This window comes from Paenibacillus silvestris, from assembly GCF_009882985.1.
Classification (GTDB): domain Bacteria; phylum Bacillota; class Bacilli; order Paenibacillales; family NBRC-103111; genus Paenibacillus_E; species Paenibacillus_E silvestris.
Genome location: NZ_WTUZ01000017.1, coordinates 26666 through 47183 on the forward strand (window position 1 = coordinate 26666; position 20518 = coordinate 47183).

Here is a 20518-nt window from a genome sequence, read left to right on the forward strand (position 1 = left end):
GTGTTTTTTCATTAAGATTCAATATAAAGGTATAAATAGATTCTTCCATTATTTTTCTTTACTACATTCACTGAACTTAGATCTAGATCTCGAAGATCGTGCCCCCAGATGCCATATTTACCGTTGGTTTCATTCCTGTTTTTAAGTTTACTTCTCTCTATTTCTGGAATTGTTTTAATGCTGGATGTTTCTTCTTCTTCTTGATACACAGTATGATAAATTTTACTAATCTCATTGATTAAGTCTGATCTTACTATTCTAGAATTTTTTATTTCAAAAACTTTCGGCTTTTTTAATGGGTAGTTTACGACCACATGAATGCTATTATAATTTAAAACAACTTCGCTCTTTTTTCTCAATCGTGTCAATTCATCTTCTGGTGATTCTAAACTGATCCAAGGGATTATTCCGTTAGGGAAAACATGCAAATCATCTTTTTTCGCTTTGACCTCGAATGTAATCTCTTTTAATAATTCTCCTTTATTTTCGTCGAGTTCATCAGAAATACTTATGTAAGAACCACTTAATATAGCTTTAAAATTCTTAAAGTATTCAAATAATTTCATTAGGTTCTTCTCCTATTTTTTCTTCTTTAGTACCATAATCAAACCGGAATATTCAACCTGACAATTGAACTCTCACTCTGAGATAACTTAAAATCTAAAACTCTGGCATTGATCAAAAACTCTTTTGCTGGAATGCGCCTTTCACAACCTTCTATGTTTAAAAAGCTAACCTTTCGTGTAAATCCCCCAAATACAGTTTGAAAATTCTCCAGCTGCAAAGAGAATTACTTCGCCATTATCTTTTTGAACTGACCAAACGGTAAAATACTTCTTAACTTTATATATCGGGTCTATCACGGTAGCTATCTCACTCGTGTATTCCCATTTTTTCTTAAAGATATCTATCCCATTTAGCAAAAATGATTCATTAGCGGTACTTCCGATAAAGACCCAATCCATTGGTGCCCTCCTCAAATTGTTCTAAGTGCAAAAGATTTAACTTCATTTCCATCTCGTAACAAAAGGATATATTCATCCTCAGCCGGTCCCTTCCCTAAACGGAAAGTAACCGTTCCAATTTTTTGTATCGTGACCGATGTGATTTGTTGAATTTCATCAACATTGAATTCACAGCTCTTGCAGAAAAAAATATATTTTGCTACCAGTCCACCATTTAATGTCCAGTAATACCCCTTCATGTAAAACATGCTAATAATAAAGAACACCACGAAGAAGATTAAAATAGGTTTGTTGATGCCAATCATTACATGAACAATTATCAAGAAAATTAGAAACACAAACGGATATATGATAAGAATCTTCTTGAAACTAAATTCCAACTTGGAATCCCTCAACCTCATTCGTTCAGTCCCTATTCCAAATCTATGCAATATCCATATGTTACCACATTTATTCGCTGAAGTTGCCCTAAATTAGAACAGGCTGCCGATTATTCCGGCAGCCTGTTCTAATTGTTAAAAAGCTTAACTATCCCTAAACCCCACTCTATTACGCAATTACTCCAATATCTTCATCGCAACTGCTGTTAAATCATCGATGTCTATTAAACCGTCTTTACTCACGTCACCGGCTTTAAATTGATTCCAGTCACTGTCCGTCGACTTTTTGCCATACCCCGCTGCTACAATCGCCAAATCTCCGATGGTTACTTTAACGTCACCGTTAACATCTGTGGAAATTCTGGATGATTCGAAGGCGGTAATGGCCAATGTTAAGTTGGTCACTGCTTGATCGATCTGCTGTTGAGTTACCAATGCTTGATTGACAACCGTTTGGGCTTGATTAATCACCGTCTGCAGTATAGCCTTCGATCCGGCTACATATTGACCATCGGCCTTGCCTTCTACTGCGGCATTAACTTTGGATTGCGCTAAGCTAATTAATGTCTGAAGAGCAGCCGTATCGACTGGTTGATTCTGTACGTTGAACGAGAAGGAGGATCCCGGTACATGTAATTCCTGACCCATACTGTTGGCAATGATTACATTCCCAACTGCCACTTCAGCTTTAACTGGACCAGCGTTAGGTTTGGCAACGAATGTAAAACTTACGAAATTGCCATTGGGCGGAGTCACTTGGTCTTTAACAAGCGCAGCTGTCAGGAATCTGATATTCCCCGGCGATAGCTCTTTCGACTCAATAACTTCTAAACCTTCCGTCAGTGCTTTTGCTTTTACGAACGTCAGTACATTAGGATCGAACTGTATCGTCAGATCTTGCGCATATACTTCTTGATAAACGCTTTCGGACACTGCACTGATATTGAAGTTTAAATCAAATGGTGTACCTGGTACAACGGAAGCCGGACCGGTTAAAGAAGCTGCTGCCGTTTCAGTCCCTGCTTCGTAAACAGCGATGGAATCCAAGTAAGTCGTCATAACTTGACCTGTAGTATCCTCACTCAGAATGACTACGTCAAGGAAAGCGATCGTGCCATCATTCTTTGTGGGATCGTAAACAAATTCCAAGGATTGCTCAGCACTAGTAGCTTTATTCTTGTAGGTGACGGTTATCTTCTTAGCTGTCTTATCCACAAGTACGGTTACCGTATACCAGGCGAGTTTATCGCTGAATGTAGTATTTTTAACACTGGTATAATTATTTTTTGGACGGTTGAGTTGCGTGTACGCTCCCAGATTGGTGTTGTGCCTGTTTGTTAGTGCAACCAATATGTCGCCGTTGCCGTCCAATAAACGCAGTTCGGCACTTTTGGCAGCACTATTGTTTCTTGGCGGAGCGGGATACCAGTCAAATACGACCATCATTTTGTCATTATCGACAGGTTTAGGTAATGCCTTCCGCATGGCAAGGTTAACTACGTTATTCGCATAAAGCTGAAACTTTTTGTTAGTGTTCCCGTCTATATCGACATTATCGACCTGCGCGAAGATATGTCCCGGTTCCGTTCTATCAAATCCCCAGAGCGAGTCGTCCTCAAAGTCGGTATAATAAAGTCCTTTATAGCCCTCAACTGGAGGTACGGCACGGGAGAGATGGTCCATTGCCTGCTGCAGATTGTTCCTGGCTGCATAAACCGTATTCTGAGTGGCACCAGTATTAGCCATGACTGCATTAGCTGCGCTCAGAGCCTTTGTAAAACTATCCCAGTTCTCTGAATTGTAATCGCTTTCGTCGAATGAACTAGCCGTCGAGACTAACTCTTTAAGCGTCGTTTTGTTGATGCCCGAGCCATTCGCCACATTTCTAGCGCTGATGGTCAGCAATTCTTTATAGTCGCTTCCTACATTTTGTGTATCCAGCAGCGATATAAAGCCGGCAAGCGCACTGCTGAAGTTAGCGGCGTTAGTATCAAGATAGTTATGAAGCGCAGTAACAGCGGTAGCTGTAATATCGCCCGCACCCTTTCCGCTATTAACAAGTTGCTTCAGCGAATCAATATTGCCCTGTTCGTCTGTGGTCAACATGATGGTATCATACATAACCGAACCGCGGTAGAATGGCGGTGGATTCGTGTCAATAATAAGGTCTCTCGACTTATTCGTAATGGTTATCGTGTTTGTGCCATTTGTAAGCAAGCTCGCGTCAAATATGATATCCTCGCTGAGGTAGCGTCCGCTGCGGTTCGCACTGCGATATATGGTCTGGTCGTTTTTACCTACATAATTCAGCACTTTAACAACGGTTCCGTTGACCTTTATTTCCAGTATGGGCTGATTAGACACCGCCGCAAAGGCGATACGCAGGTGTGCGTCACCCGTATATGCTTTAGTTGAATTAAAATCAATCTTCCATGCACCGGTTTCGGCCCATGGACCGGTGCCGGGCCATGCTCCAAAAGCGTTTGCAGTCGATGTCCATATATTGGGACTGGAGCCGACGGTTTCGGTTTTTACCTGAGCGTAATACCAATCTTTTGTAACACTGGTGTTCACGTTATAGGTTAAGTTCGCAGGTGCGTCGCGCATAAGAGAGTAGTTTCTCTTTTCGTCGCTGCCTCGGAAGCCTACCGTGGAATGGCTGGCCTTGCCGATTTGGAACAAATAGTTGTTGTCTATCGTAGGAGACCAGGATAAGGTTCCGAGTTCTTTTTTTATTCCTCCATCCGAAGCTGTAATATTTACGCCTTCATGCTCAAGCTGCCCTATTATGGAACCGTGCTGTGGGAACACATACAATGTATAGTCTCCAGGTCGCACATTAGGAATACTGAAATTACCGTCCGCGTCGGCGTAAGCATAGAAGTAATATCCATTGACCTGGCGAATTACTTCTACACCTGGCTCGGAAAGGATCACCATGGCGCCTCCCAAGTCCCTGCCGTCAGAAGTTTCGAGCTTACCTGTAACGGTTGCTCTCTCGTCCGCCTTAGGATACAGTCCCGGTGTATTAGAAGTATCGGTTACGAAATTATAAGGCCACTTCGCTTTTTCCTCAGCCGCTTGCCTCTTAGCGTCGGCAATAAGGTCGCCACCGTCAACGGATGCTGCATCATTAAAATAAATCAGCCAAGGGCCGTGAATCTTCTGCCAGCCGTTAGGCGGGTCCATATTAGCGCCCCCCATGTGGCCGCCTGTAAAGTAGTTAAGGATCAATGCGTCATCTCCGTGTACCAGCAATTCCTGTTTTAACGGACCGCCTGAGAAGTACTCAGAGCTGGCGTTAATCATCCAGGCACCGTAATTGTCGCCATAATGGCCTACAAGGGGATTCTCTGCGTGATAACCTACAAAATCGTATTTGGAGTAAATAGTGTCTGAATTAGGATCCTTCCATGTGGTATCCTGAACTACCGGCTTCCAGAGCGGTATCTCTTGGTTCATTTCGCTATTATAGCCATTGGGAAGGAGATCGTGTTTAAAACCATACAGCGTTCGAACTTCCGCAGCTCCGCCCCTTTGTTCCGGTGTTGACAATATGACATAGTCATATAGACCATTGACACCCCTGCGCATGACAAAATGACGCTCCGCTTTGAACCTTTGAGTGGCAGTCGTATAGGCATATGTCAAAGCGATATGTACCTCGTCCGCCGTATCGAGAACATCTGTCACTTTTGTTACGGTAAAACTGTCTATGTTATTAGTAATCGTGAACGGATAACTAGGCGCCGATAGTGATGCACTTCCGTTGATTTTAACATTGCTTATTTGTCCGTTAGTAGTCGATATATCCATTGATAATGTACCGTTGCTTAACCTCCAAGTGTTGGCAATGCCTGGACTTTTATTCAGCACGACATCATTACTCAAAACAGTCGCAACCGTTTCATCAGCCTCTCCATCTGCCGCCAATGCCGAAAGCTGAACGAGGGCAAATGATAAAATAAGCGCCAATAGTAGTGCGAAAGACAGCTTCAACTTAACCATATTTTCTATCCTCCCAAAACTTTAATATACTGCAAGATCTCTCAGCTCAGCGATATGTGGGTGTACAGACTCATTAAAACGGGAGGCTGCCCTTGAAATACCTGCATTGGCCTGGAACTCCATCGTGTAAACGTTTCCAATTCATTCTAGTATTCAACAAACGTTTTCCCTTCGAGCTCACCACAGAAAAACTAGAAAAGCGACAATCGAAGCCATCTCGACCTTGGCCTCTATTTTCCAAAGCCTCCTCCTCCTCCTCTGATTCAATAATCAAACGAATGGCTCATACCTCTACACTTAACGATACGTTATGTATCGATGTAAAGCTAGTTTAAAAAACATAGCTTTTTGTTCAAAAATCAGTGGTGCCGCTAGAAAAGGGCCGATAACTCTGCCCCTCCTCCTTTTAGACGGAGCATAAAAATAAAAAACAGCGAGAGTCATGGACTAGGAATATAGTCCTTGACTCTCGCTGTTTTCTTAAGCTGTTCCTGACTATTAATCATTACTTATTTATTACCGAGTTTCTCCGCCAAACCGACTAGAAGTCCTTCACTTCCGCGAATGTAGCAGAGCCGGTACGAGTCCTGGTACTGAACCACTTCACCAACGAGCTGAGCACCATGCTTAATGAGTCTGGCTACCATTTCGTCAAGGTCTTCAACGGCGAACATAGCGCGTAGATAACCCAGGGCATTTACAGGAGCAGTTCGGTGATCTGATATCGTAGGCGGTGTGAGAAATCGTGAAAGTTCAATTCGGCTGTGGCCATCTGGGGTAACCATCATCGCAATTTCTACAGACTGTGAACCTAGCCCAGTTACGCGACCAGCCCATTCACCTTCGACAGTAGCTCGTCCTTCGAGCTTCAAGCCAATCTCCTCGAAGAAAGCAATAGCGTCATCAAGAGATTCTACAACGATGCCAACATTGTCCATTCTTAGTAAATTATTTTTCTCCATAGTTTCATCTCCTTATATGTTCAGATTACTTACCTGACCATCTTCAGATTTATTCTATCAACAATTACTGATTTCTTCCAAACAGTTAAAAAAAAGAAACCCGCTTTTTAGCGCGGATTTCTCTATTTGAAGTTCACTTATACAGCCATTCTTCTAACTATTAACCTAAATGTATACCGATCGAAGCATTATCTTCAGGCGTTCCAAGCCAATAGCCATATGCAATCGCTACTTTAACAAAATGTTGTAATACTTCTAGCGCAGGCGGGCCTGGTGGAACAGTATCAGCGGGACGACCAATTTCATTAAAAAATTCACCCATTTTCACTGTCGATACTACCAGTAGTTTTACTGTCTCGCTAGAGGAATTTCTCCAAGCGTGCTTTACATGTCCTGGAATATCAACTGTTTCACCAGCCCTAACGGTTTTCCAGCTGTCTTCCGTGAAAGCTTCAAGCTCCCCTGAGAGAACTACAAAAGTCTCACGGTCATCATGACTATGCACAGGAACGATAACACCTGCTGGAACTTCAGCTTTCATAAGGGAATAATCTTTATTTACCGTTAAATCAGTAACGAGTTGAATACGTGGACCCATAACATCTAATACGTTTGACATCTATTTTTCCTCCTGATTTATAATGTTATTCAATGATTGCAGCAACAGCGGCTAGTAGACAATCTCTCCTTGTCTGCTCCCCTAGTATAGAGCTAACCGTTCATTCTATTCTGTAATCTATCTTACAGGAAACTAAGTTCTGTCTATCTCGAATCAGTTGTTACTTCACGTTTAAATTATGTAAGTTTTAATCGTTCTTCCGCCATCTCTAGCTGAACCATGATTGATTTTCTACCAGTAATAATAACGCCTTCATTGGAAAATTCTTGTAAAATAAGTGACACTGATTCTCTAGTAGCACCAATCATGTTTGCCAGTTCCTGATGGGTTAGGGGAATTTCTATTCTTTGGTACCCATTTTCTTCTACGCCGAACTTTTTAGCTAGTTTAGTCAGAAAAAAAAGAACTTTACCGCGAAGATCACTTAACGCCAGACGCTCCAATACTTCGTCCCTGTCTCGTAATCGATTACTGAGCTCCTCTAACAGCTTTAAAGCGAGTTCTGGACGCATGCTCAAAAAGTGGTCGAATTTTTCTTGATTAATAGAACAAATAGTTGTATCCACCATGGCTTCCATATAATTACCATTCGTTCCAAATGAGTATGATTTGCTTTCGCCATACATCCCACCTGTCCCTAGTATACCTACGGTATATTGCTTTCCATCAGCATTTGTTTTGAACAATCGAAGTCTTCCTTCAACAACAATAGACAAACCTTTACTATTAACTTCTGGTGTTTGAATTAGAGTACCTTTTGGGATAGACGTGAAATTTGTACTGGGCGCCATTTGATCAATGTGCTCTAAATCTTCCATTGGCAGAGTTTCAAATAATTTGAACTCCGACAAACTCCATGGTTTTTTAGTGTCCTTCATTAAGCATCTCCTTCATTCTAATCTAAACAGAAGACCACTAAATTAAAGTATCCCCTGTTTTTAGATTAGCATTAGAACATTTTTACTAAGTAACACAAACTAATCATTCCTACGATTTGAGGGCAACCTAAAATTGTCTATACATTTACTTTAAGGAGATCATTGACATGAACAAATCCAGAGCATTAGAGATAGCCGCATCCCCAGAAATGGCGCATGTGACTTATAATGAAATTCCAATTTACATTCAAACGGTTGATGAAAAAAATGATACGGCCATGGTCTACACGCTCGATCAGCCAGAACTTGAGCAAGAAGTACCTCTAATCAATTTAATTGAGCACTAAAAAAAGAGGATCCCCTCAGTCAACTTTATGACCTTTGGGGCATCCTCTACTTGACCTACCTAGTTAAATGGTTTCACCTAGCAAGTTGTTTCATTTCATGTAGCGATATTCAAGAAGATTCTTCAAATTTGAAATTTTCTGCAGCATCTTCTCCCCGACATTGGTTTCTCTCACGAGCTTCCGCTCCAGTTCTTTGTCCACCAGCCTTTTTACAGACAAGACATCCGTTCCGTTACATAACACATCTTCTTTGGAATTAAATTTCTGATGAGCAACGAGCTGCATCCCAAAGGAATTATACAACAAGGTATATCCAGCGATGCCTGTTGTAGATTGATAGGCTTTGGAAAAACCACCGTCAATAACAACCAATTTCCCGTTAGCTTTAACGGGGTTTTCTCCACGAATTTCTTTAACTGGCGTATGGCCGTTAATGATATGTCCATGATCTGGATTCATATCAAATTCCAGCAGGATTTTCCTGCAGATCTCCTCATTTTCACGCAAATGGTAATAAGGGTTCTTTCTCTCTTTATAGGCATCTTTATCTTGGATAAAGTATCGTTCAAAGGTGGTCATTTCCCTCTTTCCAAAGAGCGAGGAACATTCCCCTGTCCAGATGTACCATACCATATCCGTAGCAAGATCATCCGTCTCTTCCGGATGCGCAAAGGCGTAACGTAAATAGTATTCAAAAACATCGAGCAGCTTACGGCCCGAATACACTTTGTCTTCAATCTGCATTTCTTCCATGTTTCCTTCTTCATCTAAAGGAATACAGCCGTGAAATAACAAATTCCCGTTGTATTTCAGATAAAGGCAGCCTTGTTTCATAAAAAAATTCATGTGTCGAGCCAGCTTTTCGGAATGCTGAACGGAGAACAGCAGCTTTTCCATTACCTGCTGTTCTTCTTCCAGCAATTCTTCAGGCCGCTGCGGATTTACGGTTGAAAAACAAATGTTTTCCAACGGGTACGTTTTTTCGCCGATCTTGATTTCAGTTTTGTCGTAATCGATTTGCTCAAGCAAAAGTCTTTCAGACATATTAAAGTATGGACGTCTCTTGATAATAGGGATTTCAAGCTTAAACTGGATCATTGTAATGGCTTGATGAATTTTGGTAATCTGCAGGATTTCCTCTTCCGAACCGTTATGGTCGGTCTGCAGTTTCGGTCTAAAGGCCGGATTGTCCTCATAATATTTCTCCGCTAAGTTCAGCAGTGGGCGAAGATTGATTCCATATACGTCTTCGATGATGTCTAGATTGTCGTATCTGGCACAGATGCGGATAATATTCGCAAGGCAGACCAGAGAACCCGCATAGGCGCCTATCCACAGGACATCGTGGTTCCCCCACTGAATATCTACAGAATGGTAGTTGATTAGCGTGTCCATGATTTTATCGGGCTCAGGCCCGCGGTCATAGATATCTCCAACCACATGAAGATGGTCAACCACCAAACGCTGGGTCGTGTAAGCAAGGCCGGTAATGAGCTTGTCCGCTTGGCCTAAGGAAATAATTTGTCGGTATATTTCCTCATAATAAGGGTCCTTATTGTTGGTGGAATCCGTCTTGTATAGAAGCTCTTCTACAATATATACAAACTGCTCTGGAAGAGCTTTACGCAATTTCGAGCGCGTATATTTGGAAGAGGCAAAGGAAATGAGCTTAAGCATTTGTTCAATCGTTTGTCTGTACCATTGATTCAAGGCTTGTTTATTGCACAGGTCACCTTTGACCAGCTGTATTTTTTCTTCCGGATAATAAACTAACACCGTGAAATCAGTGATTTCATGTTCCGTCCAAACCTCACGGAACAAAGCTTTGATCTTCTCTTTTACGGTACCCGAGCCATTTCTTAGTACATGCTGAAAAGCCTGGAACTCCCCATGCAAATCACTGACAAAATGTTCAGTTCCCTTGGGAAGATTGGAGATCGCTTCAAGGTTGATGATTGCTGTCACAACTTGTTCTTCCGTATCATATCTCTGGGCCAATAAATCTAGAAACTGCTCGTCCAAACAGATGTCCCCCTTCAAGGAAATAGGGTGATGCATAAGAGTTACTTACAGCTATTATAACTAAAACTTCCCAGTCTATCCCATTAATTCAATAAACAAAGTAAGATCTGCATCAGAACCATGCACCCCCCGACCACAAAAAAAGCCCGCATCTGTAATCACGGGCTCCACTGTCATCTATATTACGAGATCGAAGCTTCGTATATGGACCGAATAGATCGAGTCAATATCTCGTTAAACTGCTCATCCGTCTGTTGATCAGACAAGCCTTCAGCCAATGCGCGTGAGAAGCTGGCAATCAAGCCATGACTCCGGGCCAGCCTTTCGTTGGCTTCTTCCCGTTCATATCCCCCAGATAGTGCGACGACCCTTGCGACGTGTGACTCGTCCATCAGATCATGGTAGAAATCGTCCTCGGTTGGGATCGAGAGCTTCAGCATAACAGTCACATCGGGTGCAAGAGCGGACAGCTGCTTGAAGATTTCGTCCTTTAAGATCTTTTCCGATTCCCCCTTGTCCAAGCTGTTAATGTCGACTTCAGGCTCGATGATGGGAACAAGTCCTGCGGACCAAATTTGCTTACCGAGTTCAAACTGCTGCTCCACTACTTTGCGAATCCCTTGCGGATTAGGCTCGTGAATGACCGAACGCATCTTAGTTCCAAAGATGTTACGCTCGACCGCTCGCCGGAGCAATCCGTCCAAATCGGGAATCGGCTTTAGTATTTGCACGCCGTCCTCTGAATCTGCCAATCCCTTATCGATCTTCAAAAAAGGCACGATGCCTTTCTTCTCCCATAAGTAGTCAGCCGTGAACAGCCCATCGATCTTCCGGTCCATGGTGTTCTCGAACAGAATGGCTCCTAGAATGTATTCCGCATCAAACGAAGGACTCTGGATAATGCGTGTCCTCATTTCATGCACGAGCGTAAACATCTCCTCTTCGCCAGAATAACGGTTCGCCTCAATACCGTACTGCTGCAGTGCCTTCGGCGTACTCCCTCCACTTTGGTCCAACGCTGCTATGAACCCTTGCCCCGTGCGAATTCGTTCCAACTGTTTCCTGTTCATATACGGAGTTCCTCCTTGAAATGCTTTTTTCTTATATTGTACCTCATTACGGTCAATATTAAAAAAAAATGAGTGGTGCCCATTGGACAAAAAAACTGCACCTTCAAATGTTAGACGCTGTCTAACATTTGGGGTGCAGTTCATCCTCTTAGCGAAATTACAAGCAAGCGGAATTCTTATTTACTCCAAAATAAGGATAGAGGGACGTTTAGTCATAAAAGGAATCAAGTTCTTAACATCTTCAGAAACCGCTTGTCCTTCCGGGCTTGCCATCGCTGCATGCAGATCTTCGCTGTTCATAAATTCAACCTCCACGACCAAGTACGGCTCATTGTCCGTATGCTGGGCGCCAACGACGCGATGCACGGATGCCCCGGTTAACTTCGGGAGTTTTTTTGCAAGCGGAATATGAACGCCAAAGTAATGTTTCTCGAAATTTTCGATATCTTTAGGTTTTTCGTGGATGATAATCATTTTGCTCATGAGTTCGTACCCTTTCTAGTCGTGTAATAACCTTCCTGATAGGCTATTACGTTGTGTTGGAATGTGTCTGTATTTTCGAAGTAATCGGCAGTCTGTTTACGTTATTCATGTATCGTTTTTTATAAATCTCTCAGGATCAAAAGAACTTCGTTACGCCTAGAATCACGTTGACTATCACTCCGAAGTGAGCGATGTCCAACAAAACCCCAATTCGGCGGACCGCAGCGCGGGTTTCATCCGTTACTTTTTGATCTTTCTCTATGGCCAATTTGATATGAGCGGTGACTTTGTTCAGAAGTGGATTAATGAAGCCAAACCCAAACACCATGAGCGCAATCATGATATACACTTTAAGAGATAGCCAGCTCCAATGAACGAACCAACTGAATGATCCTTGAGCGTTAATTAATATCATCGCTAGACCGGACAAGATGAGCAAGGCGGTTACAACTTTAAAGTAAGGCACCGCTTTAAGCATAATTTGTACCATGCGGGCTTCATAGTTCGTTCCCTTCGCATAATCGACTGCTCTCAAGACGAAGAAACGCTCGTAAATCGCACCGCCTACCCAGGCGCAAACCGCCATTAAGTGTATTAACAATAATATGTTCATTCTCTATTTCCTCCATGCCTTTCAAAAAAGGGCTAGCAAGCATCAAGTGACAGATGCCCGACCCATTCGTTATGTGAATGCTAGATTGTTGGTTTATACTCATTTCTCATAACGAATACCCGTATATGTATGCCGCTTCGTTCCCGTCACTTTTACAAATTCAGCTTCAACTGTGTTGAAGTGAAGATTTAAGTACCATTTTACTATTGCCCTGGTTTCCTCCAATCCGATACTGTTTTGCAATATAAAGCTTCAATCAAAAGTCCGACCTACATGTCTTATATAGCGGAAGCCTTTCTTAGTAAGCAATAACCACATGAATGTAGTTTATAAGTCAATTAAATAAAACACCAATTACAAAATAATAAAACTAACATAAATGAATTTATGTTAGTTTTTATTGGGTAAGCACTCGTGTCCTTGGACATGTCGCTGCATACGATTCTAGTTATCATTTAATCTTTTTGTATGTTGAAAACCTGATCAATCATCCAACCTATAGCTTTATTCAAATCAATGGGTCGATGAATCTTTAGGCTGACCCAGAGTGCGAGACCAATACAAGTAATAACGACAAAAATCCATTTTTCATGTCGGGGAGATTGTATTCTTCTCATAATCAAGAATCCCCCTATGATAAACACGGAAAATATCCCTAAAAGTAGGATCATGCGATTTGCTTCTCTCTTTTTCCCATTTTACGCAACCAGGATACCGCAATCAACAGAAACGGAAAGCCGATTGCGAACGGTACATAATAAATAAACAAATAAGTATGAACCCAAGCCGCGTTTTCGGAGACATTTGAGAACAATGTAGCATAACCGGAAATCACCCAGGCCAGCGGATAGGCTACTAATGCACGATTTTGAACTGAAAATAACTGACAGATGGCTGTAACGGTAAAATAATAGATGAGGCTAAGTTTCACATAGACAACTAAGATGGTGTTCACGGAAAGAACCGATTCGAGATGCTCCAAAAAACTAGAAAACTCCATTTCCCGAAAGACAACATACTCCGGGTATAGAAGATGGGATGACCGATAGACACCTAGTATTCCTATTATAAATAATACAGAAATGGCAATTTGAAGGCCTGCGAAAACAGTTCCACCTAAAAAAGCGGTCTTGAGCTTCTGCCGTATCAAAGGGAAGATCATCATGAAGGAGATCGTCTCCATAAAAGGAAAGCCAAGTGCATACTTTGTTTTCGCTACCGTTGGCCACAACGGAAAGTCGTAAGGTGGAATCGCAAAGTTCCTCCAATCCCATTCCTTTAACATAATCGTGAATGGCACCCAAAATGTAATGCAAATGAAAGGTACAACAAGAATGCTGACCAGTGCAATTGTGCGGATCCCTTTCACGACAGCATACGCGCAGACGAATAGAGCAACAATGTGAAAAACGGTTTCAGGCGTTCTCGGCATTAGGGTGACGTGCATGAAGTCGCTTATGTTCCGAGTGACCCAAGAAGTGATCTGGAGAAATAGGATGATGTAGCAAAGCGATATGAATCCACCAACATACTTCCCCATGACTTTTCGGGATATTTCTACGAGTGATAGTCCCGGATGCTGGCTTGATAGGTAAATCCATATGGCCCCGATTGCCACCCCGAACACTGTACTCCATAATTGAACGATCCAGCCATACTGCTTCGTATCCATAATGGTTGCAGTCGGCAGCAAGAGAAAAGTTGTTCCCACCACGTAGCATGTTGTCATAAAAAACATTTGAATCGTACTAATTGATGTTTTCTCCAATGGAAGTCCCCTACTCATATGGTGTAATCAAGTTACCCTTAGTTATGACTTTCGAATGAACTTCAAAGTCCACAGTGATATCTTCCCATTTCCCATAGCCTCGTCTTGTATCCCCTATCCCAAGCAAATCCCAATGGTGATCCTGAGAGTACTGGACAAAATTATCGCCTGTTTCTTTATAATACTCATTGAAAGCAGTTGAAATTTCGTTGATATTCTTTAGCGTTAATTTTCTTTTTTGGTTATTGTATGTGATTCCTAGCTCCGTATAGATGCGAATAACCATCGTATTGCTGGACTTCCATTTCCGATCGATTCGGATATTATTCATCTCCAAATTAACGCTCTCGCCATGTAAAGTGATCACTTCATTACTACGACGTGAAAACCCATTTAAGGCATAAAACAATTTACTCATTTCGTTATCCAGCTTTCCTACCATTTTCGCATGCAGAAAGACGGCTCCTCCTGTAACTCCGAAAATATCCTCGCCAGCACTGATATTTTCTAACCGCTCCGATCTTGCAGCAGGTTGCTTCCCAAAATAACGAACGATAGGAATAATATTTGGCCTACTAAACGGAATGTTTAAAATGATATCTTTTATTCTGATTGGATACACGCCCATATCCCAGCTTTTTGCTTGTAAATCGAGTATCCTACGGATACTCCTTCCTGGTATTCGGTCAAGAAGTGTAACTGAATTTGTTACCCTCGATAATGATTCGTCTGTAATGGCGAAGTAAACGTTCGTTCGACGATCAGGGAAATTATCCAAGAAGTTAGATAACTCCATTAATCCGTGTCTAGCTTCTCTTTCCGTGGAGATGTAACACTGCAGATGTGATGTATATAGCTTTCTTGACATCCGCCCGATGGTTCTCTCCGTTATTAGCCCTGGGTTGAGTGCTTCGAATTTATACGTATATACCGCAGCTTTAGTCGGACCGCTATTTCGAGCCGCAAGCGAAGTTGGATTCAGAACTTGAAAATAGGCATAGAATTCTCCACGATCATCCCGATCTATCCCTATCATGTCCACAAGTGCCAAATGGTTAATTTCCTTCATATCCCAACATCCTGGACAGATTATTAATACACTGAATATCAATATGAATCGTTTGATCATGACTTCTCAGCCTCATCTTTTTTCGTTTTTCTTACTCCCTTTCATTAACTGTCTAGGAACACGAATCAGCGAATCTCGCCAATCGGATTTTCGAATAGGAGCCAGTGGCGTGAAGAAAGGAACACCGAACGGTTCAAGAGAGATGACATGAAGCAAGAGAAAAAATACAGCACTCACAAGTCCGTAAAACCCCAAAAAACTAGCTGAAATCATAAAAACAAATTGGATAATTCGCTGTGCGATTCCAAATCCATACGTCGGCGCCACAAAATTTGCAATGGCCGTTATAGATACAACGATAATCATCGCAGCTGATACAATTCCAGCTTCGACAGCTGCTTGACCAAGCACCAGGGCGCCTACAATGGAAATCGCTTGACCTGCAATACGAGGCATACGCAGACCTGCTTCACGAATTATTTCAAAGGCAAACAACATGAGAAATGCTTCAATCGCTCCTGGAAAAGGAACCCCCTCCCTTTGCGCGGCAAGGTTAGAAAGCATCACTCCAGGAAGCAGATCTTGATGAAAGCTGGCCACGGAAATATACAAGGCAGGTGTAAAAATCGAGATAATAAATGCAGACATGCGGAGCCACCGCAATAATGTGGCGATATCTGCCCGCTGATAATAGTCCTCTGGTGCAGAGAATAATTGAAAGAACGTAATCGGTCCTGCTAAAACGATGGGAGTGCCGTCCGTTATAATAGCTACCTGTCCCTCTAATAATTTCGCTACGATTGCATCCGGTCTCTCGGAGGCAATAAATTGGGGAAACGGGGTCAAAGTATTGTCCTGAATAAACTCCTCAATATAAGAACTCTCTAGAATGCTGTCTGTTTGAATCGCTTTCAACCTTATCCTAAATTCATCTACGACTCCCTGAGCTGCGATTCCGCGAATGAACAATAGGCATACCGACGTATTGCTTTCCGTTCCGATGATCATTTTCTCAATGGCGAGTTTCCCATTCTTCACACGCTTCCGTATTAGCGATACATTCCGAGACCAATCCTCCACGAAGCCTTCTCTAGGTCCCCTGACTACAGACTCCATTTCGGGTTCTGTAATGCTGCGCTGCTCCTGTTTACGAATATTTATAGACACGCCTTCCCCTACATTCGGAAGGACTATACATTTGCCTTCTAACATTTCTTGCATACAGGCATTCAACCCATGTACTGGCTTTACTTCTAATTGAGCGAAAGTGTTTAATAACCATTGAGCAACAGAATCTTGATTTTCAGGCAAGGCATGTCGTTGCGATAATATATTACAAAACACGAGTTCTTCCATTTGTTCCTTATTGATTAATGTCGTTAAATAAAGACAAGAGAGTTCTAATTTTTCACCAACGGTGAAGGATTTTATCATAAGATCGGGTGGATCTGAGAGTTCCATTTTTATTTTTTCAGGTAATTCTGAATGTAGAGTTTCCACTGCATATCCTCCTTGATTAAAACTTCCCCAATTTTTGGAGAAATTATTCTCGTAAGGAGACGTCCGACTGTCGGTATCCAGTAGGATTCCAACTTCTTCATTGATCTTTTATTTCAGGATGCATCTATTACATCTTAGGATGATAATCTTACATGTTAGTTTAAAGCGCTTCCATTCGAGCGAAACCTTGTTATAATGACCTTACTACCATGAAGAGAAACTTAATTTCATGGTGAATCCAATGTTGGATTAACAATAGTGGAGGAGGATAACACAATGACTCAATCCATTGAACGTGAAAAGTCGCGGAGAATTACAGCTAACATCTTCAAAGGTTCAGTTGGAAATCTCATCGAATGGTACGACTGGTATGTCTATACGGCTTTTGCAGTGTACTTCTCGTCCCAGTTCTTTCCCAAGGGAAGTCCGACCAGCCAACTATTAAACACAGCAGCGATCTTCGCAGTTGGTTTTTTAATGCGTCCAATAGGGAGCTTGCTTCTTGGCCGCTACGCGGATCGCCATGGCCGGCGTGCAGCACTAACGCTTTCCATTACTGTCATGGCCAGTGGTTCCCTCATTATTGCTTTCACCCCGAGTTATGGCAGCATTGGCGTCCTGGCTCCTATTATTCTGGTTTTAGCTCGTCTCCTCCAAGGGCTGTCGCTTGGTGGAGAGTATGGAACCTCAGCAACATACTTATCCGAAATGGCCAGTAGTGGCCGCCGCGGCTTCTACTCGAGCTTCCAGTATGTCACACTAATTGCTGGTCAGCTGGTGGCATTAGGAGTTCAAATCATCCTACAGCTAATGCTCAGTGAACCTGATATGAAGTCTTGGGGCTGGCGTATTCCCTTTGTCATTGGTGCTCTAGGAGCTTTAGCTGTACTATGGCTCCGGCGCTCGATGGACGAATCGGAGCAATTCTCGAAGATGGATTCCAAAAGCCGGTCTAGAGCTGGAACGGTTCGCGCCCTGATGAAATACCCCAAGGCGGTGCTTACAGTAATTGGACTAACCTTAGGTGGGACGGTCGCCTTCTATACTTACACGACCTATTTACAGAAGTACATGGTAAATACGGTAGGACTCAATAAGGAAGTCGTCTCTTGGATCAACTTTATTGCCCTGCTCGTATTTGTCGGACTTCAGCCACTTGCTGGCATGCTGTCTGACCGGATCGGACGACGCCCGTTATTAATCTGGTTCGGGATTCTCGGAACGTTGCTTACCGTGCCATTGTTTATGATCCTGGAGAATACAAAGAATCCTATCGGTGCTTTTTTTCTCATGCTGGCGGGTCTCATTATTGTCACAGGTTATACTTCTATCAATGCGATCGTTAAAGCCGAACTCTTCCCGACTGAAGTCCGTGCTCTTGGAGTAGGTTTTCCTTATGGCGTCACCGTCGCGGTATTCGGTGGGACTGCAGAATTCATTGCATTATTGTTCAAGAGCATTGGGTCAGAGTCGCTTTTCTACTTTTATGTAGCTGTCTGTATTGCTATTAGTTTCATCGTCTACTGGCGGATGGGTGAATCTTCAAAAGTCTCTCAAATCGAAGCCGAGAACGACTCAATAATAAAGAGAAAATAATTAAATTTTTCGTTTGAAATATCAATCGAGTTGCAAGAGTTTTGTCTAATTCTTAAAAATGAAAAGCAAAAAAAGTAAAAAATCCCCTTGCAAGATGAGGTGTCTTAGTTCATGAATCCATGAACCTAGACACTACCCAGCTTAAGGGGATTTTTAACTATTCTATCTATATTTAATGTTTGAATGGTTGCGTCTAGGCAGTAGCTTCGACTTCCTCATGCACGGTTTTGATTTGAATCATAACCGTATTCGGATCCGTCAGCACTTCAATACCATCCTTGAAAATCAGGTCGGAAACGATAAGTTTGTCGCCAACATCAAGGCCACTAATATCCACTTCCATCGAAGTAGGCAAATTACCTGGCATACAACGAACCTCTACTTCATACATTTCAATTTGCAGAACCCCGCCAGATTTAATGCCAATGGCCTCTCCAGAAAACTGAATGGTCACTTTGCTGTCCATGATTTCAGACATATTTACATGATGAAAGTCGATATGCAGCAGATTGCCAGACATAGCATCCCTTTGAACGCTCTGAACGACGACTGGAATTACTTTTTCATCGGATGTATTTCCTTGCAGAATAGCTCGCGGATTTTTTCTCAAAATATCCAGCATTTCTTTTTCATTTACTTCTACTGATAAAGTATCTTTACCAATCCCATATAACACAGCTGGGATGCGTCCCTGTTTTCTTGCTTGATTGATTTGAGACTTTGTTTCACCAGTGCGCTTGTTCAATTGAATAAATTTACTCATTTGTTTGTTTCCCGCTCTCTTTGACCATAAATTCTTGTCAAAGCGATTATAACATGACCATAAAATCTAGTCAAATTTTGATGGAACGCACTCGTTACTATTCATACTCCATAAATGGATCAGGGATCTCAATCTGATAAGCCTCTGCATCACTAACGCCAACAGAAAGTACGGCTCGCCCATTGCTCAGCCGTATAAGCCCACCGCTAAAAATAACATCTTCAAGATCATGCCGTTTGCCAGGACCTCTTGGAAAATCACTTCTAACTGCAATAATTTTCATTGGTGTCTTCTCACAGGTCTCGGGGTTTAGCGAAAAGACCATGGAATAATAATGTTTGTTTCCCACTGTATCAAAGCAGGCTACATGTCCCAGAACACCTACATGACCATTCCCCAGTAAATGGGCTTCGTTCGCACCGCCCCATTCTTCAGAGACAAATTGTTCTCGTAGAATTTCCGCATTAATGAAAGTTTGCTCATTGAGCTCCTCCAGCGAGTTAATGATTGTAAACCCGATTTGCCCTCTCCCACCACGTTCTCCCTGTGGTCTAGTAAAGACACCAACTCTACCATCGTTAAGTTCAATTAGACGAATATCCTTCATCGTACCAGGTCCAGATGAGAAGTGACATAATGAATCAATTTGAAAACCACGATAAAATTGGGTTACCCACGACACAATTTTACTCGGATTATCAGCAGCCGTGATGACTTCAACTCCGCCAACTATCAATTCACCTTTGATAATGGTCATACATGGATCTTGCAAGTTATAGGTGTGTGTATGTATTCGGGGACTCCAAACCTGGTTTTTGCACGTAAAAAAGAAGACTTGAGAGAACTCACTATCCCGTTCCTCAACTCTTCCTAGGATAACTTCCTCCCCGTCGTACTGAAATGGGGCCGTTATATTGTAGACATCGCGATTTCCGACCCCAGAGAAGGTTAGTTTCTGCACTTTTGTTAATCTAGGGTTAGCAAAAAAGGTTTCCAGAAGCTGTTTACAGCTCTCTGTTGTTCTCGATTTCCTTGTCATTGCTGTCCTCCTGATAATGCATCGATGTATCTATCTTCCAATCACTTTCTACATCCATTTCGATGCCAATGAGCTGTCCAGGTTGGACATTAAAATACAGACAAAGCTTTAGTAATAAATCCCTAGGATACTGTACCATCTCATCCTTATACATACGCCGAACGGAATCAAAATGATAGTTAATCTCTTTAGCGAGCTTACGAATAGATAATTTGGGATCGTGATTTTCCATAACTTCTTTTAGTTTACTGCGTATGACTGTCACACATACACCTCCATCTTTAATATATAGGGTAAGCAAGGGTGAGTCAATAAATTGACAAGAAAAAATGGTCATGTTATAGTGATAGCAGGAAATAATTTTTGAATTTTCTGAAAATAAAATACCCCATTCCCAAAAAGAATTAAAGATCTATCTTTATATTCTTTTTTTTGT

19 protein-coding genes are annotated in these 20518 nt (G+C 42.1%); 2 read left to right on the forward strand and 17 right to left on the reverse strand.

What is annotated here, in order from left to right; all coding sequences use genetic code 11:
• Positions 1-11: 11 nt before the first annotated feature.
• The 6 genes from GQF01_RS14230 to GQF01_RS14255 all read right to left on the reverse strand — a co-directional run bounded on the left by GQF01_RS14230 (position 12) and on the right by GQF01_RS14255 (position 7812).
• Positions 12-566 (reverse strand): hypothetical protein, encoded by a 555-nt coding sequence (locus GQF01_RS14230; protein ID WP_161407476.1) that lies wholly within the window; start codon positions 564-566, stop codon positions 12-14.
• 165 nt (positions 567-731) lie between these two features.
• Complete coding sequence (locus tag GQF01_RS14235; protein WP_161407477.1) at positions 732-965, reverse strand: hypothetical protein; 234 nt, start codon at positions 963-965, stop codon at positions 732-734.
• A gap of 557 nt (positions 966-1522) precedes the next feature.
• Positions 1523-5353: a polysaccharide lyase family protein gene (locus GQF01_RS14240; protein WP_161407478.1), complete on the reverse strand. Its 3831-nt coding sequence runs from the start codon at positions 5351-5353 to the stop codon at positions 1523-1525.
• Between the two features lie 509 nt (positions 5354-5862).
• The gene (locus tag GQF01_RS14245) at positions 5863-6315 is read right to left on the reverse strand and encodes a VOC family protein (RefSeq protein WP_161407479.1); all 453 of its coding nucleotides are present in this window, start codon (positions 6313-6315) and stop codon (positions 5863-5865) included.
• Positions 6316-6475: 160 nt separating this feature from the next.
• Positions 6476-6934: a cupin domain-containing protein gene (locus GQF01_RS14250; RefSeq protein WP_161407480.1), complete on the reverse strand. Its 459-nt coding sequence runs from the start codon at positions 6932-6934 to the stop codon at positions 6476-6478.
• 176 nt (positions 6935-7110) lie between these two features.
• Positions 7111-7812 (reverse strand): Crp/Fnr family transcriptional regulator, encoded by a 702-nt coding sequence (locus GQF01_RS14255; protein ID WP_161407481.1) that lies wholly within the window; start codon positions 7810-7812, stop codon positions 7111-7113.
• Positions 7813-7979: 167 nt separating this feature from the next.
• Between GQF01_RS14255 and GQF01_RS14260 the strand changes: the two genes are divergently transcribed.
• A complete protein-coding gene (locus GQF01_RS14260; protein ID WP_161407482.1) occupies positions 7980-8159 on the forward strand; it encodes an H-type small acid-soluble spore protein in 180 nt (59 codons plus the stop codon).
• Between the two features lie 90 nt (positions 8160-8249).
• Here GQF01_RS14260 and GQF01_RS14265 read toward each other — a convergent pair whose 3' ends face one another.
• The 8 genes from GQF01_RS14265 to GQF01_RS14300 all read right to left on the reverse strand — a co-directional run bounded on the left by GQF01_RS14265 (position 8250) and on the right by GQF01_RS14300 (position 16684).
• Positions 8250-10217: a fructose-1,6-bisphosphatase gene (locus tag GQF01_RS14265; protein WP_407945407.1), complete on the reverse strand. Its 1968-nt coding sequence runs from the start codon at positions 10215-10217 to the stop codon at positions 8250-8252.
• 146 nt (positions 10218-10363) lie between these two features.
• Positions 10364-11251, reverse strand: coding sequence for a fructose bisphosphate aldolase (locus tag GQF01_RS14270; protein WP_161407484.1), 888 nt, complete (start codon positions 11249-11251; stop codon positions 10364-10366).
• A 180-nt stretch (positions 11252-11431) separates the two neighbouring features.
• Complete coding sequence (locus GQF01_RS14275) at positions 11432-11734, reverse strand: EthD family reductase (protein ID WP_161407485.1); 303 nt, start codon at positions 11732-11734, stop codon at positions 11432-11434.
• A gap of 136 nt (positions 11735-11870) precedes the next feature.
• The gene (locus GQF01_RS14280; protein ID WP_161407486.1) at positions 11871-12347 is read right to left on the reverse strand and encodes a hypothetical protein; all 477 of its coding nucleotides are present in this window, start codon (positions 12345-12347) and stop codon (positions 11871-11873) included.
• Between the two features lie 455 nt (positions 12348-12802).
• Positions 12803-12964, reverse strand: coding sequence for a hypothetical protein (locus tag GQF01_RS14285; RefSeq protein ID WP_161407487.1), 162 nt, complete (start codon positions 12962-12964; stop codon positions 12803-12805).
• Between the two features lie 50 nt (positions 12965-13014).
• On the reverse strand, positions 13015-14115 hold the full coding sequence (locus GQF01_RS14290; RefSeq protein WP_161407488.1) for a GerAB/ArcD/ProY family transporter: 1101 nt from the start codon (positions 14113-14115) through the stop codon (positions 13015-13017).
• A gap of 10 nt (positions 14116-14125) precedes the next feature.
• Positions 14126-15184, reverse strand: a complete 1059-nt coding sequence (locus GQF01_RS14295; RefSeq protein WP_161407489.1) for a Ger(x)C family spore germination protein — start codon at positions 15182-15184, stop codon at positions 14126-14128.
• A gap of 72 nt (positions 15185-15256) precedes the next feature.
• Entirely contained in the window at positions 15257-16684 is a 1428-nt protein-coding gene (locus tag GQF01_RS14300) for a spore germination protein (RefSeq protein ID WP_202556366.1), read from the reverse strand.
• Positions 16685-16960: 276 nt separating this feature from the next.
• Between GQF01_RS14300 and GQF01_RS14305 the strand changes: the two genes are divergently transcribed.
• Complete coding sequence (locus GQF01_RS14305; protein WP_161407491.1) at positions 16961-18280, forward strand: MFS transporter; 1320 nt, start codon at positions 16961-16963, stop codon at positions 18278-18280.
• A gap of 193 nt (positions 18281-18473) precedes the next feature.
• Here GQF01_RS14305 and GQF01_RS14310 read toward each other — a convergent pair whose 3' ends face one another.
• From GQF01_RS14310 to GQF01_RS14320, 3 genes are all read right to left on the reverse strand, one after another.
• Positions 18474-19043 carry a 50S ribosomal protein L25 gene (locus GQF01_RS14310; RefSeq protein ID WP_161407492.1) on the reverse strand — a complete coding sequence of 190 codons (570 nt, stop codon included), beginning with the start codon at positions 19041-19043 and terminating at the stop codon, positions 18474-18476.
• 97 nt (positions 19044-19140) lie between these two features.
• The gene (locus GQF01_RS14315) at positions 19141-20082 is read right to left on the reverse strand and encodes a DUF1861 family protein (protein WP_161407493.1); all 942 of its coding nucleotides are present in this window, start codon (positions 20080-20082) and stop codon (positions 19141-19143) included.
• On the reverse strand, positions 20048-20347 hold the full coding sequence (locus GQF01_RS14320) for a helix-turn-helix domain-containing protein (RefSeq protein ID WP_328803462.1): 300 nt from the start codon (positions 20345-20347) through the stop codon (positions 20048-20050). The genes GQF01_RS14315 and GQF01_RS14320 overlap by 35 nt, the downstream gene beginning before the upstream one ends.
• Between the last annotated feature and the right edge of the window lie 171 nt (positions 20348-20518).

Coding starts and splice junctions, on each gene's coding strand:
- GQF01_RS14230 (WP_161407476.1), bottom strand. CDS start 566: ATGAAATTATTTGAATACTTTAAGAATTTTAAAGCTATATTAAGTGGT.
- GQF01_RS14235 (WP_161407477.1), bottom strand. CDS start 965: ATGGATTGGGTCTTTATCGGAAGTACCGCTAATGAATCATTTTTGCTA.
- GQF01_RS14240 (WP_161407478.1), bottom strand. CDS start 5,353: ATGGTTAAGTTGAAGCTGTCTTTCGCACTACTATTGGCGCTTATTTTA.
- GQF01_RS14245 (WP_161407479.1), bottom strand. CDS start 6,315: ATGGAGAAAAATAATTTACTAAGAATGGACAATGTTGGCATCGTTGTA.
- GQF01_RS14250 (WP_161407480.1), bottom strand. CDS start 6,934: ATGTCAAACGTATTAGATGTTATGGGTCCACGTATTCAACTCGTTACT.
- GQF01_RS14255 (WP_161407481.1), bottom strand. CDS start 7,812: ATGAAGGACACTAAAAAACCATGGAGTTTGTCGGAGTTCAAATTATTT.
- GQF01_RS14260 (WP_161407482.1), top strand. CDS start 7,980: ATGAACAAATCCAGAGCATTAGAGATAGCCGCATCCCCAGAAATGGCG.
- GQF01_RS14265 (WP_407945407.1), bottom strand. CDS start 10,217: ATGCATCACCCTATTTCCTTGAAGGGGGACATCTGTTTGGACGAGCAG.
- GQF01_RS14270 (WP_161407484.1), bottom strand. CDS start 11,251: ATGAACAGGAAACAGTTGGAACGAATTCGCACGGGGCAAGGGTTCATA.
- GQF01_RS14275 (WP_161407485.1), bottom strand. CDS start 11,734: ATGAGCAAAATGATTATCATCCACGAAAAACCTAAAGATATCGAAAAT.
- GQF01_RS14280 (WP_161407486.1), bottom strand. CDS start 12,347: ATGAACATATTATTGTTAATACACTTAATGGCGGTTTGCGCCTGGGTA.
- GQF01_RS14285 (WP_161407487.1), bottom strand. CDS start 12,964: ATGAGAAGAATACAATCTCCCCGACATGAAAAATGGATTTTTGTCGTT.
- GQF01_RS14295 (WP_161407489.1), bottom strand. CDS start 15,184: ATGAAGGAAATTAACCATTTGGCACTTGTGGACATGATAGGGATAGAT.
- GQF01_RS14305 (WP_161407491.1), top strand. CDS start 16,961: ATGACTCAATCCATTGAACGTGAAAAGTCGCGGAGAATTACAGCTAAC.
- GQF01_RS14310 (WP_161407492.1), bottom strand. CDS start 19,043: ATGAGTAAATTTATTCAATTGAACAAGCGCACTGGTGAAACAAAGTCT.
- GQF01_RS14315 (WP_161407493.1), bottom strand. CDS start 20,082: ATGACAAGGAAATCGAGAACAACAGAGAGCTGTAAACAGCTTCTGGAA.